The organism is Marinobacter sp., assembly GCF_052091845.1.
Classification (GTDB): domain Bacteria; phylum Pseudomonadota; class Gammaproteobacteria; order Pseudomonadales; family Oleiphilaceae; genus Marinobacter.
Map to the genome: position 1 here is coordinate 40,302 of NZ_JBQDCO010000002.1, position 12,820 is coordinate 53,121.

The 12,820-nt window shown below is 54.8% G+C and carries 12 protein-coding genes; 4 read left to right on the top strand and 8 right to left on the bottom strand.

The features are described from left to right. Window positions 1-65: 65 nt before the first annotated feature. Window positions 66-1,547, bottom strand: a complete 1,482-nt coding sequence (mqo, locus tag ACTHYN_RS00965; protein ID WP_441810618.1) for a malate dehydrogenase (quinone) — start codon at window positions 1,545-1,547, stop codon at window positions 66-68. Between the two features lie 489 nt (window positions 1,548-2,036). Between mqo and ACTHYN_RS00970 the strand changes: the two genes are divergently transcribed. After that, on the top strand, window positions 2,037-3,020 hold the full coding sequence (locus tag ACTHYN_RS00970; RefSeq protein WP_441810619.1) for a calcium/sodium antiporter: 984 nt from the start codon (window positions 2,037-2,039) through the stop codon (window positions 3,018-3,020). Window positions 3,021-3,038: 18 nt separating this feature from the next. Here ACTHYN_RS00970 and msrB read toward each other — a convergent pair whose 3' ends face one another. Both msrB and msrA read right to left on the bottom strand, forming a co-directional pair. Next, window positions 3,039-3,464, bottom strand: a complete 426-nt coding sequence (gene msrB / locus ACTHYN_RS00975; RefSeq protein WP_441810620.1) for a peptide-methionine (R)-S-oxide reductase MsrB — start codon at window positions 3,462-3,464, stop codon at window positions 3,039-3,041. A gap of 38 nt (window positions 3,465-3,502) precedes the next feature. Continuing rightward, window positions 3,503-4,162, bottom strand: a complete 660-nt coding sequence (msrA, locus tag ACTHYN_RS00980) for a peptide-methionine (S)-S-oxide reductase MsrA (protein ID WP_441810621.1) — start codon at window positions 4,160-4,162, stop codon at window positions 3,503-3,505. 145 nt (window positions 4,163-4,307) lie between these two features. Between msrA and ACTHYN_RS00985 the strand changes: the two genes are divergently transcribed. Next, window positions 4,308-5,285: a metallophosphoesterase gene (locus ACTHYN_RS00985; RefSeq protein ID WP_441810622.1), complete on the top strand. Its 978-nt coding sequence runs from the start codon at window positions 4,308-4,310 to the stop codon at window positions 5,283-5,285. On the opposite strand, the gene ACTHYN_RS00990 is transcribed toward ACTHYN_RS00985, so the two are convergent. The 4 genes from ACTHYN_RS00990 to ACTHYN_RS01005 all read right to left on the bottom strand — a co-directional run bounded on the left by ACTHYN_RS00990 (window position 5,279) and on the right by ACTHYN_RS01005 (window position 10,275). Beyond that, the gene (locus tag ACTHYN_RS00990) at window positions 5,279-5,755 is read right to left on the bottom strand and encodes a CDP-archaeol synthase (RefSeq protein ID WP_441810726.1); all 477 of its coding nucleotides are present in this window, start codon (window positions 5,753-5,755) and stop codon (window positions 5,279-5,281) included. The two genes, ACTHYN_RS00985 and ACTHYN_RS00990, sit on opposite strands and share 7 nt — an antisense overlap. Window positions 5,756-5,787: 32 nt before the next feature. Then, window positions 5,788-7,191 carry a class II fumarate hydratase gene (locus ACTHYN_RS00995; RefSeq protein ID WP_441810623.1) on the bottom strand — a complete coding sequence of 468 codons (1,404 nt, stop codon included), beginning with the start codon at window positions 7,189-7,191 and terminating at the stop codon, window positions 5,788-5,790. A gap of 96 nt (window positions 7,192-7,287) precedes the next feature. Continuing rightward, window positions 7,288-8,808 (bottom strand): acetaldehyde dehydrogenase ExaC, encoded by a 1,521-nt coding sequence (gene exaC / locus ACTHYN_RS01000; protein ID WP_441810624.1) that lies wholly within the window; start codon window positions 8,806-8,808, stop codon window positions 7,288-7,290. 69 nt (window positions 8,809-8,877) lie between these two features. Then, entirely contained in the window at window positions 8,878-10,275 is a 1,398-nt protein-coding gene (locus tag ACTHYN_RS01005) for a WS/DGAT domain-containing protein (RefSeq protein ID WP_441810625.1), read from the bottom strand. Between the two features lie 396 nt (window positions 10,276-10,671). Between ACTHYN_RS01005 and ACTHYN_RS01010 the strand changes: the two genes are divergently transcribed. Next, the gene (locus ACTHYN_RS01010; RefSeq protein ID WP_441810626.1) at window positions 10,672-11,592 is read left to right on the top strand and encodes an alpha/beta fold hydrolase; all 921 of its coding nucleotides are present in this window, start codon (window positions 10,672-10,674) and stop codon (window positions 11,590-11,592) included. A 114-nt stretch (window positions 11,593-11,706) separates the two neighbouring features. Then, on the top strand, window positions 11,707-12,456 hold the full coding sequence (locus ACTHYN_RS01015) for an FFLEELY motif protein (protein ID WP_441810627.1): 750 nt from the start codon (window positions 11,707-11,709) through the stop codon (window positions 12,454-12,456). A 15-nt stretch (window positions 12,457-12,471) separates the two neighbouring features. Here the strand turns inward: ACTHYN_RS01015 and ACTHYN_RS01020 are convergent, their stop codons facing one another. After that, window positions 12,472-12,750 carry a polyhydroxyalkanoic acid system family protein gene (locus ACTHYN_RS01020; RefSeq protein ID WP_441810628.1) on the bottom strand — a complete coding sequence of 93 codons (279 nt, stop codon included), beginning with the start codon at window positions 12,748-12,750 and terminating at the stop codon, window positions 12,472-12,474. Between the last annotated feature and the right edge of the window lie 70 nt (window positions 12,751-12,820).

A 12,820-nucleotide genomic window follows, 5' to 3' on the forward strand; every position in this document is an offset into this window, starting at 1 on the left:
ATGCTCACAGTGCTTCAGGGCCGAGCTAAGAGTGCGCAGAGGTAGTTTGACTTTTGATCGGGAGATCAGCCCAATTTCAAAGTAGAAAGCGTTCTTTTGCGAACCTTCGTCAACAGCGCTTCGTCGTCTACCAATGACTGACCGTAAGAAGGCACCATTACCTTCATGCGCTCCTGCCACTGAGCTGTCTGGACTTTCTCCGGGAAACAACGCTCAATCACGCTGATCATCGCATTAGCGGCGGTAGACGCGCCCGGTGACGCGCCCAGCAAGGCCGCCAGCGTGCCGTCTTTTGCAGCCACAATTTCGGTGCCGAATTCCAGTTTTCCACCGCCACCTTCAGCCTGCTTGATGATCTGAACCCGCTGGCCAGCATTGCGCAGCTCCCAGTTCTTCTCCTCAGCTTCGGGAAAGAAGTTACGCAGTGCCTTCACACGATCACTTTGCGACTGAAATACCTCACCAATCAGATAGCGGGTAAGATCCATGTTGCTTTTGCTTACCGACAGCATTGGTTTGAGGTTGGTTGTGCGCACTGAGCCGAACAAATCAAAAATAGACCCTTGCTTGAGGAAGCGAGTGGTAAAGCCTGCAAACGGGCCAAACAACAACGCCGGCTCGCCATTGATAATACGGGTATCCAGGTGAGGCACAGACATGGGTGGCGCACCAATGGGTGCCTTGCCATAAACTTTGGCGTGGTGTTTTTCCACGACGTCGGGCTTGCGACATACCAGCCACTGACCACTGACCGGAAAACCGCCATAGCCACGGGCTTCACTGATCCCGGATTTTTGCAGCAGCGGCAGTGCCCCACCGCCAGCGCCAAGAAAAACAAACCCGCTTTCCAGCTTGGTTTGCTCGCCGGTCTTCTGGTTTTTTACCCGGACCTTCCAGCGCCCATTATCGCGCTGATCTATATAGTGCACCGGGCTATCCAACATTAACTCAAAGTTGGGCTGAGTTTGCAGATACTTAACCATGTTTCGGGTCAGAGAACCAAAATCCACATCCGAACCATGGCGGATACGCGTTGCGGCCACTCTCTGCATTGGGTCCCGACCCTCAACAATAAGCGGCAACCACTGCTCCAGCTCATGCGGTGATTCCGTATACTCCATATCGCGAAAAAGGTGATGGGCACTCATGCGCTCATGGCGGCGCTTAAGAAATGCCACATCGTCTTCACCCCAAACAAAGCTTTGGTGTGGCGTGCGGTTAATAAACCTGGCCGGCTCGGGCAACATACCCTGCTCTACCAGGTGGGACCAGAATTGCAGGGAAACCTCGTATTGCGCATTAATCTGTAACGCACGCTCAATGGCTACATCACCGTCTTCTGTCTGCGGCGTGTAATTCAGCTCGCAATACCCTGCGTGCCCGGTGCCTGCGTTGTTCCATCCATCGGTGCTTTCATGTGCAACCTGATCCAGGCGCTCCAACATGACGATTTTCATGGACGGATCCAGTTGCGTTAGCATCATGCCGAGAGTCGCGCTCATGACGCCCCCCCCGACCAGAACTACGTCTGCCTGTTTAGCGGCCATTGGTTCTTCACCTTAGCTAGTTTGAGCCTTTAACCCCTCCACGATCAGCGGAAGGGTCTGTCGGTACCGGCAATTCGCAAGGTATAAAGCGATGCCGTGTGCACCCGTTTTGAATGTGCCCGCAATTATCCGGATTTTTGCAGAAATAATAAAATGCGATCAGCGTTGCGATGGATAGATTCGCGGCTTAAATCTTAATTTAGCGGCTATTTGATTAGCATACGAACTGTATCGTCCATTGGGTTATAAGTAATAGTCCGCACATGGAGCAGCAAGGTACCGCAAACCTTCCCTTCTTTACCTCGCAGAATCGTCGCAACTTCAGTGTCATGCCTTTGCCAGCCGGTGATGATACCACTTCCTCTTAAAAGGGCTGACCTCAACGGGCCATTTGCGGTATCTTGCACTCCTTTCTGGCGCCAGACACCTTATGACCCAAGGTTTTTGGTCGGCGCCTTACGAAAAACACATTCTGACTGAGGTGTATTTATGGTAATGGCTATTGGCGCAATCATCGCCGGCCTTATATTGCTGGTCTGGAGTGCCGACAAGTTCGTAGAGGGCGCTGCAGCCACCGCTAAACACCTGGGCATGCCTACCTTGCTCATTGGCATGGTCATTATCGGGTTTGGCACCTCAGCTCCGGAGCTGGCGGTTTCAGCCATGGCGGCAGCGGATGGTAACCCCGGGCTGGCCCTCGGCAACGGCTACGGCTCCAACATTACAAATATCGCGTTAATTGTGGGCCTTACGGCCGTTATTGCACCTATCGCGGTCCACTCTCAAGTGCTTCGAAAGGAGCTGCCCCTGCTTGTGGTGCTCACTTTAATAGCTGGCTCACAACTACTGGATGGCGAGCTCTCACGACTGGATGGCTGGGTGCTTCTGGGCGTGTTTGCAGCAGTCATGGGCTGGTCGATTTTTCAGGGTATGCGCGGCAAGGAAAGTGCCCTGGCAGACGAATCAGATGTGCAGCTCACAAGCGATCTCATGTCGATGAAAGTCGCCATCATGTGGCTGGTGGTTGGCCTTGTTTTACTGATAGTCAGCTCTCGCTTACTGGTTTGGGGCGCCGTGACCATTGCCCAGAGCTTGGGAGTGAGTGACCTGGTGATTGGCTTAACCATCGTGGCCATTGGCACATCCTTGCCAGAGCTGGCCGCAGCTATGGCGGCGGTGCGTAAAAATGAGCACGATCTTATTCTGGGCAACATCCTTGGTTCAGGCCTTTTCAACACGCTTGCCGTCGTTGGTCTGGCTGCGGTTATCGAGCCTATGGCGGTTGCCTCAGAGGTGTTATACCGGGATTGGACGCTAATGCTGGCGCTAACTGTTGGCCTGTTGGCTATGGGCTTCGGGGCGACAGGGTGGCGCAAATTGATCAGCCGGTTTGATGGTGCTGTTTTGCTACTGGTTTATGTGGCTTACACCGGCTACCTCTTGTCGACAGTTGTGGCGGCCAGCACCAGCTGACAGCCACAACTGTATCGCTCAGCTGTTTTCCTGAAAAGCCAGGGCAATGGAGTTCAGGCAATAGCGTTGACCGGTGGGCGGAGGTCCGTCTGGAAACACATGGCCAAGGTGGCTTTCACAGCGAACACAGCGCACTTCTGTGCGCGCCATACCCATGCTTGTATCTTCAATATAACGGATGTGTTCCTTGTCGAATGGCTGAAAGAAGCTGGGCCAACCGGTACCTGAATCAAACTTTGCATTTGAACTGAACAAAGGCAGGTCGCAAAGCCGGCAGTGGTAAACACCCGCCAGCTTGTTGTCCAGTAACGTGCCACAGAATGGATGTTCCGTGCCATGATCCAGCAATATCTGGCGCTCTTCAGGTGTCAGGCTGGCGGCCTTTTCTTCTATCTGTGCCTCGGTTAAAGGCGTTACATCATAACCTGCAGCAGAACGGCTCATTATTCATCTCCTCAGGCCAGCTTTTCCGCGCAATCAAATCAGGAGCTGGCTTTTGAATTAGTGTCGGCACCAGTGTACTCCGGCTTGAGCCGGTCACTGAAACCATCAATCAGTTTTTCCACTTTTGGGGCTGCCACCGCCATGATGTATGGCTGACCGGGATTCCTGGCAGCAAAATTCTGGTGCTGCGCCTCGGCCGAATAAAACGCCTCTAACGGCTCAAGAGTAGTGACAACAGGATCAGAGAAAACGCCTGCCTCAGTCAGTTGGCGAATATAGGATTCTACTACGCGCTTTTGCTCCAGGGTTTCATAAAACACGGCAGAGCGGTATTGCTTACCCCGGTCATTGCCTTGTCGATTCAGCTGAGTTGGATCGTGGGCTACCGAAAAAAACACCCTCAGTAATTCGCCAAAGCTCACCCGGGCGGGGTCATAGTGCACATCCACAGCCTCTGCATGGCCAGTTGTGCCGGTGCACACGGCCTCGTAGTTGGCTGTTTCCGGCGACCCGCCAGCGTAGCCGGATTCCACGCGGGCAACGCCATCCATCGCGATCAGCACAGCCTCTACGCACCAGAAGCACCCGCCGGCAAGAACGACTCTCTGTTCGCCCTCTTCCGCTGGCAGATCCTGCTCGGGCTCGGGAAAACGACTGCGGGCCACGTTCAGGCCAGGAATACTGCAAGATGATGTCATGATGACCTCCGCTACATAAAAATGTCTACACATTACAATTGTGGCTGTTAACTCGTCAGGTTGCATCCCCTCTGTTGCCTAGCATAATGTGCAAAGGTAGCAGCAAACCGGATGCACAAGTTCGGCCCGAACCAAAGGAACGCAGATGACCTCACCGGACCGCACACCCGAACACCAGGATGAGCTTCTCGAGCACCGCCTGAGCCTGCGGCTGGGGCCTGTTCACGCGCGCCAGCGCCTGGGTATTGAGCGCGAAACCGAGGCTCGAATGCTTAGCCAGGATACGCCATCGTTTCGTATTCAGAACCCAACGTCGGCCCCCGGGTTTATCCGTTTTTGCCTGAGATTGGCGGGGCTGCACAGCCGCGGGCAGAAAAACAGCCGACGCCTGAGTACAGCACACAACCAGTTTCACTTGTCTGGCCTGCCGATAAACTTCGAAGGCTTTCGTATCCTGCATCTTACGGATTTACACGTGGATATGGACGAAGCCAACCTACAGGCAGTTATACGAACGATATCCCCGCTGGATTATGACCTGTGCGTACTCACCGGTGATTACCGCAAAGAGACCCGGGGGCCGGTTGAAGCGGCACTCGAAGGCATGGCGCGGCTGCGTGCGGCCATTCGGGGCCCAGCCTACGCCGTGCTCGGCAACCACGACAGCGTGCGTATGGTGCCGGCTCTGGAAGACATGGGGTATTCGCTGCTGATGAATGAGATGGTTCCTATAGAAAGAAGCGGCGAGCATTTCTATCTCGCTGGCGTGGATGATCCGCACTTCTACAAAGCCCACAACCTGCACCGTGCAGGCGACAATATCCCCCGAGGCGGCATCAGCCTTCTACTCAGTCATACGCCTGAAATATGGCGAGAAGCCTCCCACGCCGGTTATCACATGTTTCTATGCGGCCATACCCACGGTGGCCAAATCTGCTTGCCGGGGGGCATTCCGCTCACACTGGATGCAGACTGCCCACGCCATCTTGGCCGTGGTTACTGGCAGGCAAACGGCATGCAGGGATACACCTCACCCGGCGCAGGTACGTCTGTGGTCAATGTGCGATTGAACTGCCCGCCAGAAGTGACGATTCACACCTTGACCCGCAACCAGCCTCAATGAGGTTGATTGCGAATACCCAAGCGATACAGCAGAGGCGATATCCACATATTGGAGAGTGTAAAACACACCACAAGCGCCAGCGCTTCCCACGCACCAACCAGCCCTTTTTCCAGGGCATAAAATACAGGAAGCGCCGCCTCGGGTACTTGATCCAGCCATGGCATACGCGCACTGGGTTTTAACTCCAGCCGGCGCTTTATAAAGCTGCTAAGCAGGTCGCCGGCTAAAGCGAGCAGGCCAAACAGCAACCCGAACACAAACCCGTGTCCGATAGCCAGCGCAAACAACGCGCAGCACAGTGCTCCGGAAACAACGCCTCGCCAGGTCTTGCTCTTACCAAACAGCGGGCGACCATCAAACCAGTGCCGACCGGCATCCACAGGCGCCGACCAGCGGCGCCCAAGCACCTTTGCGGCAACAACTGGCGTGCCGTTGGCCAGCACCAGCATCACAAACAACGTAAGAATCATCAGCAATAGCCGGTGCTCCATGCCCGTTTATTTCAGTCGACCCCGCCTCTGGTCAGCTTCAGCGGATCCATCAGTTCCTCCAAACGCGCCCGGCTGAGTCCGCTGACCTCTTCAGCCACGTCAATCACAGGCCGACCGGTTTTGTAGGCCTCCTTGGCGATATCCGAAGCCAGACTGTAACCAATTTCCGGGTTAAGAGCTGTTACCAGCACCGGATTGCGACGAACACCGGCGTCCAGTGCTTCGGTGTTAACAGCAAAGTTACGGATGGCTTTATCAGCCAGCAGGCCGGTGGCGTTTGCAAGCAGGCCAATCATATCCAGCAGGTTGCCACCCACAAGGGGCAACATCACGTTTAGCTGAAAGTTGCCGGACTGCCCTGCTATGGCATTGGCGCTGTCCAGCCCTGTGATCTGCGCGACGACCATGGCCACAGATTCGGGAATGACCGGGTTCACTTTACCCGGCATAATACTGCTGCCTGGCTGCAAAGCGGGCAGGCTGATCTCCGCAAGCCCGTGAATCGGGCCGCTGTTCATCCATCGCAGGTCATTGGCAATTTTGGTAAATACAATACCCAGCCCGCGCAGTTGGGATGAAAGCGCAACCGGGCTGTCAACGGCACTCTGGCCGGTAAATTTGTGCGCCAGGGAGCGGAACGAATAACCGGTATTGCCCTTCAGAAATTTCACAAACTGACCAGAAAACTCCGGCAGTGCATTCACGCCGGTGCCTACGGCTGTACCACCCTGGGGCAGCGCGAGCAGTTCTTCAGCCGCCATATCAAGGCGTGTTTCCGCCGCCAGTATCTGCTCCCGCCATGTGCGCAACTCCTGGCCAAGGGTAATGGGCATGGCATCCATGAGATGAGTGCGGCCCGTTTTAACCTGCTCCGAAAACATGGCCTCACGCTCGTAAATAACCCCGCGCAAATGCGTTAACGCGGGTATAAGTTGCGCCCGCACCCCGATGACCGAGCTCACATGAATAGCCGTGGGTATCACATCGTTCGAGCTCTGGCTCATATTCACATGATCGTTAGGGTGCACTTCAACGCCGTTTTTGGCCGCGATGGCCGCGATGACTTCGTTCACGTTCATGTTTGTGCTGGTACCAGAGCCAGTCTGGTACCGATCAACCGGAAACTGGTCAGCATGCTCACCGCGGATCAGCTCCTGGCAAGCATCGGTAATCGCGTCGCAACGGCCATTATCCAGAAGCCCCAGGCTGGCATTTGCCTCGGCCGCAGCCTGTTTGATATGCGCCACAGCTTTAATGAAAGCGGGCGGCATGGGCTGGCCACTCACGGGGAAATTATCAACGGCGCGCTGTGTTTGGGCGCCCCACAGCGCCCAGGTGGGCACATAAACATCGCCCAGGCTGTCGGCTTCTATCCTGGTTTGGCTGTTTGCGCTTCCAGCTCCATTTTCGCTCATACATCCTCCTGTGTGCTTGTGCGCCAGGGTGGCTGGTGACACATCAATGTAGGTGGCTGGCACACCTCACTCAAAAGGCGGCCAGCCACTACCGGGCTAGAAAAAGCCCAGCGGATTGATATCGTAGCTGGTCAGCATGCACTTGGTCTGCTGATAATGCTCTAGCGCCATCTTGTGGGTTTCACGGCCAACACCCGACTTCTTGTAGCCGCCAAAGGCTGCGTGGGCAGGATACGCGTGGTAGCAATTCATCCATACCCTGCCTGCCTGAATACCGCGCCCCATGCGATACGCACGGTTGGTATCCCGGGTCCAGACGCCGGCGCCAAGGCCATACTCCGTATCATTAGCGATGGCCAGGGCTTCTTCTTCCGTTTTGAAGGTTGTGACCCCCACAACCGGACCGAAGATTTCTTCCTGGAACACACGCATTTTATTGTCACCCTTGAACAGCGTGGGCTGAATGTAAAAGCCGTTATCGAATTCAGCGCCTATACTTTCCGTACCGCCGCCGGTGAGCACCTCGGCACCTTCCTGCCTGCCAATATCCAGATAAGACATGATCTTGTCGAACTGCTCTTTACTGGCCTGGGCGCCCACCTGCACATCGGTATCCAACGGGTTGCCACGCTTGATGGCCTTGGTGCGCTCAACCACCTTCTGCATGAACGTATCAAACATGTCCTCTTGTACCAGTGCCCGCGACGGACACGTGCAGACTTCGCCCTGATTGAAGAACGCCAGAACCAGGCCTTCGATACACTTATCGACAAATTCCGGTTCGCCTTCCATAACGTCAGAGAAATAGATATTGGGCGACTTGCCACCCAGCTCAACCGTGGAGGGAATGATGTTTTCGGCGGCGCATTTCAGAATGTGAGACCCCACCGGGGTAGAACCGGTAAAGGCAATCTTGGCGATACGTTTGCTGGTTGCCAGCGCTTCGCCGGCTTCAATGCCGTAACCGTTCACAATGTTGACTACACCCGCCGGTAGCAAATCACCAATCACGTCCATTAAAACCAGAATGCTGGCAGGTGTCTGCTCTGCTGGTTTTAGCACTGTGCAGTTTCCCGCAGCCAGACAGGGTGCCAGCTTCCAGGTTGCCATCAAAATAGGGAAATTCCAGGGAATGATCTGGCCAACAACCCCGAGAGGCTCATGAAAATGGTAGGCTATGGTGTTTTCATCAATCTCGCCCATATGGCCTTCTTGGGCGCGTATACAGCCAGCGAAATAACGAAAATGGTCAGCCGCAAGCGGAATATCAGCATTAAGGGTTTCACGAACCGCCTTGCCGTTATCCCAGGTTTCTGCGATGGCCAGTTTTTCCAGGTTGGCTTCAATCCGGTCCGCAATTTTGAGCAGAATGTTGGAGCGCTCTGCCGCCGGGGTTTTACCCCAGGCTGGCGCCGCTTTGTGTGCGGCATCGAGGGCTAAATCGATATCCTCGGTCGTAGAGCGGGGAATGTCGCAAATAACGTCGCCGGTTATCGGCGTTATGTTTTCAAAGTACTGGCCTTTAACCGGGTCTACCCACTCACCACCAATGTAATTCCCATAGCGGGTCTTGAAGGAAACAACGGAGCCGTCTTTTCCAGGCTGTGCGTAAATCATGGTCGTCACCTCTTGTTGTGTTTATAAAGGACAACGCGGTCGTTCGCGCTTACCTACTTACTGTAGACCTCAAACAACAATAGGTGAACCACCAGGGAATTCCGCCAACTCCAGCAAACAGTCTTCCAGAAACGCGGCGGGGTCGGCCAATACAGCTTCGTCTGCCACCACACCAAACTGAACCTGTCCGGCATAGCTCACAATGCTCACCCCCAGCCCTATATTTCCGGCCTGGGGCACCCAGAACATTTGCTCGGTAATTCGACAGCCCGCAATATATCTGGCTTCCGGAGTGCCAATGACATTCGAAACCACCGCGCTGGCTTTGCGATAGAACACATCGGAAAGCGGCTGGCGCAGAGCCTCGGGAATGACAGATGCGCAGGCCGACAGCCCCCAGGCTATTCCGGGCTGCCAGCTTTTTTTCAGCCGACGGGTTTCCTGTTTGATGCGGTATAAGCGCTCCAGAGCGCTCTCGCCATCTACCGGCAAAGGCACAAACACTGTTCCGAAGTAGTTACCCATGGAGTCTGGCTCTGGCTGCAAATCATCTGGAAGGCGATTGCGAATATCCACGGGAACCGCGGCATGCATAATGGTGTCTTCCAGGCTTGCTGCGGACATACCAAGGCGGGGCCTAACCGCTGCCGCTACACAGCTGAGCAAAACGTCGTTAATGGTCACGTTCGTCGCCTTGGCAACCGAGCGGAATCGATCGAGTGGCACAGGCACAGACCACCGACAACAGCGCTGACCCAACAGCGGGCGCTTGAGGTCGGATGGCGTATCGTCCGGTTCTGCCAGAAAGCCACTGACTTCGTTCACCAGTTTCAAGCCATTGCTGGACAACTGATCCAGAAACGCACCGGCCTGCTCCAGGTGATCTTCCGGTTCACCTGCTTGTGGGCTATCGGCGGCCGTAGGAGATGCCACAACATCACCGCCAGCCAGTTGCCTTAACCGCTCTTTGGCGGCAGACATCCAGGGGGATAGGTCAGCGTTGTGCGTTGCGCCATATATTGCGGGATGCTGCTGCGGGGAAGCACAACACAAGCGGTCGAAAATGCCTGCCAGTGATACGCCGTCGGCATAGCAGTGATGTATTCGAAGCAACAATACCGAACCGCCTTCAGCGTTCGGTGCCAACCAGAATTTCCATAACGGGCGGTATAAAGGCCAAGGCTGGTTCAGGCGCTCAGAAACCCATTCCTGAAGTGCCGGTTCGGTGAAGCGTTCAAGCACCACATCCAGATGATGTCTCAGGTCGAAAGTCGAATCCGGCTCCCAGCGCCAGCCCGGAGCCCGTTTTCCGGGCATATAGCGGAAACGCTCCCAAGCCATCCAGTAAACCCGCAAAAACTCCCGCAACCTGGGCGCCGTAAGGCCATCCACCCGCATCATGACAGTGATGGCCATGGGGTTTCGAGGACTCTCCAGAGCCAGCCAGGCTGAGTCCGAAGGAAGCATAAGATGCGTTTGCTCGTGACTCAAACCCGAACGTCCCCGGAAGTGGTGAAATTGAAGCGTGCTGGAATTAAAGAATGCGCCAGTTAAAAAAATCAGCGATCCGCATTGTGCCAGACATACATCACCGGCTCCACAAAGGTGCTAGCAGAGCAAAATTACAAAAAAATACACATGAACATACCTTCACTCCTATACTGGATATAAGCCTTGATGTGATAGTTATTACCAGTTTTCGATCGTTACCAATTGGCCATAGCAAGGCACCGATTGAGCCGCCAGCGCCACTAAATACAAGATCGAATGGGAGTACAAAAGGGTTACCAGCGCAAACAGGGTCGAACGACCAAATTCCAGAAGCAGGCTCAGGCTGTAGACGTGCTGGGAGGGAGACGCATTATGAAAGCAAACCATATCCGCAAGCTGATCAAGCCAATTGATAGCGCCTACTCAGAGATGTTCTCAGGGCACGTATATCGCGTTGGTGAGGGGGCGGTTTCTGTTCGCAATCACAGTGGCGAAGCAGAGCAAACCGTTATCGGCGTACATGGCTTTCTGGAAAACCACTGCTACTTCACCCAGACCTACAACGCCCCAACCACTGAATTGATTCTGCTCACCTGCAGCAATTATCACATTCCGGTTAACGGCATCACTCCGGAGACAGCCGAGTGGGAACTGCCAATAAAGTACCCGCAAAGCACCATTGAGTATGACGCCGGCATTCTGACCCAAGCACTGGAGAATCTGCCAAACACTCGCAATGTCAGAGTTCACGGCCACTCCCGGGGCGGAGCGGTAACACTGGAGGCCGTTAGACAGCGGCCCGATTTGTTTGAAAACGTTGAAGTGGTTCTTGAAGCTCCCGCCTTGCCCCAGGGGAAAATTCACCCGCTGGTCTCCGCACTCCTTGAGCCGGTTAGCCACGGCATGTGGCCTTGGCTGATTCGCCTGATTAACAGCGCGCCCTCCTCTGCCTACGGCCAAACGTTCTTCGGCAAAATGAACCCGCGCAAAAAGCAGCTGCTAAGCAAGCTGTTTTACGCCACCCGCGATCACCTGACCATTGTTCGCAACATCGAGAATATCTACGAGTGGATTGAACGCACAGAGACAGACGTATACCAACACATTCGCCATGGCACCTTCCTGGTGCCGGCAGTGGACCGACTGCTGGATCGACAGGCCATGCTCGATAGCGCACGCCAAAGCCCTACCACCATGCGCATTATTGAAACCCGTGCACCCAGCCATTTCGTAACCCTCGACAGCAAAGAATGGCTGCCAGATTTCAAGCCGGTGTCTGTTGCCCTGGGCTGACATTGGGCCACACAGACAAATGAGTAAGCCCGGCCATTAGCTCGCCTTACTGCACCCTCGCCTTACCTCCGGTAAACTACAGGTCTCTACACAGATCTTACCGGAGCTTTCCCCATGTACCGTGAGCGACTCGTTAACACGGATGTACGCTCAGAAGGCGCCCATCGCTTGCAGCGGTTGTTACTGGATTATCACGATTTCCGGCTTCATAAAGCGGGCCACCGCCTGTTAAGCAGCACCTTCGCTATTGCAGACTGGCAGGCAGAACGCCTGAAATCGACCCACCGGGATTTGTATCAGCACCCCGGCTATCACGCGGGCCTGGAGTTCCTGTTAACCGATCTTTATGCCCCTGCCAGCATGACCCGGCGCGATGACAATATAGACCGGGTGTTCCCGAAAATGGTCAAGTGGTTGCCAGATCACCAACTGGAAATGCTTGCCGGGCTGGTAGAGTTGAACCTGATAACCCAGCGGTTGGATCTTGAATTAACGGAACTGCTGGACGAGCGTAATATTCCCGCCAACTCCGTCACTGCTGAACACTACTGTGAGGCATACCGCGCCAGCCAAATGCTGGAACAACGCAAAAGGCAAGTGGTACTGGTAGCCGACGTCGGCCAGCAACTCGACCGGTATGTGCGTAACCGCACCCTGGGCTGGCTGCTCTCAATGAGCCGTACACCAGCAGAAATGGCCAACCTGAGCGATCTGCACAACTTCCTTCAGAGGGGGTACTCGGCATTCCGGAGGATGGATAACGTAGACTTGCTCATTAACCGCCTGGTGACCCGGGAGCAGCGGGTTATGGACAATATTCTCAACGGCCACCCGAAGCCGTTTGCACTCCCGGACGACCTGTGAATAAAACCTGAAGGTTCAGGCTTTCAGAACCTGATCCAGCTGACTGTGAATCTCACTCTCAATCTTCGCCTTGAACGGCCGCAGCAGCATGCCCAGCTCCAGGTGCACATGCAAATCATTAGCGGTGATGTTGAGGTAACCTTTCACACCCGAGCGCTTGAACTTCAGGTGGTCACCTTCCCACTGGGAATCAAGATCGAACTGGCTGGACAGATCACGGGCAAGCGCTTCTGCCGCATCACGGGCATGATCTTTATCAAGGGTATGGGCGCGGTGTACATCAATGACAGACATGGATCAGCTTTCTCTTCAAAAGTTAAAGGATTTACAGTGTAAGGCGGTATTAAACATGCCGCCACTCTTG

What these genes read in the sequence shown, in the direction of transcription:
- mqo (WP_441810618.1), bottom strand. Translation starts at nt 1,547, where the DNA reads ATGGCCGCTAAACAGGCAGACGTAGTTCTGGTCGGGGGGGGCGTCATG.
- ACTHYN_RS00970 (WP_441810619.1), top strand. Translation starts at nt 2,037, where the DNA reads ATGGTAATGGCTATTGGCGCAATCATCGCCGGCCTTATATTGCTGGTC.
- msrB (WP_441810620.1), bottom strand. Translation starts at nt 3,464, where the DNA reads ATGAGCCGTTCTGCTGCAGGTTATGATGTAACGCCTTTAACCGAGGCA.
- msrA (WP_441810621.1), bottom strand. Translation starts at nt 4,162, where the DNA reads ATGACATCATCTTGCAGTATTCCTGGCCTGAACGTGGCCCGCAGTCGT.
- ACTHYN_RS00985 (WP_441810622.1), top strand. Translation starts at nt 4,308, where the DNA reads ATGACCTCACCGGACCGCACACCCGAACACCAGGATGAGCTTCTCGAG.
- ACTHYN_RS00990 (WP_441810726.1), bottom strand. Translation starts at nt 5,755, where the DNA reads ATGATTCTTACGTTGTTTGTGATGCTGGTGCTGGCCAACGGCACGCCA.
- ACTHYN_RS00995 (WP_441810623.1), bottom strand. Translation starts at nt 7,191, where the DNA reads ATGAGCGAAAATGGAGCTGGAAGCGCAAACAGCCAAACCAGGATAGAA.
- exaC (WP_441810624.1), bottom strand. Translation starts at nt 8,808, where the DNA reads ATGATTTACGCACAGCCTGGAAAAGACGGCTCCGTTGTTTCCTTCAAG.
- ACTHYN_RS01005 (WP_441810625.1), bottom strand. Translation starts at nt 10,275, where the DNA reads ATGCTTCCTTCGGACTCAGCCTGGCTGGCTCTGGAGAGTCCTCGAAAC.
- ACTHYN_RS01010 (WP_441810626.1), top strand. Translation starts at nt 10,672, where the DNA reads ATGAAAGCAAACCATATCCGCAAGCTGATCAAGCCAATTGATAGCGCC.
- ACTHYN_RS01015 (WP_441810627.1), top strand. Translation starts at nt 11,707, where the DNA reads ATGTACCGTGAGCGACTCGTTAACACGGATGTACGCTCAGAAGGCGCC.
- ACTHYN_RS01020 (WP_441810628.1), bottom strand. Translation starts at nt 12,750, where the DNA reads ATGTCTGTCATTGATGTACACCGCGCCCATACCCTTGATAAAGATCAT.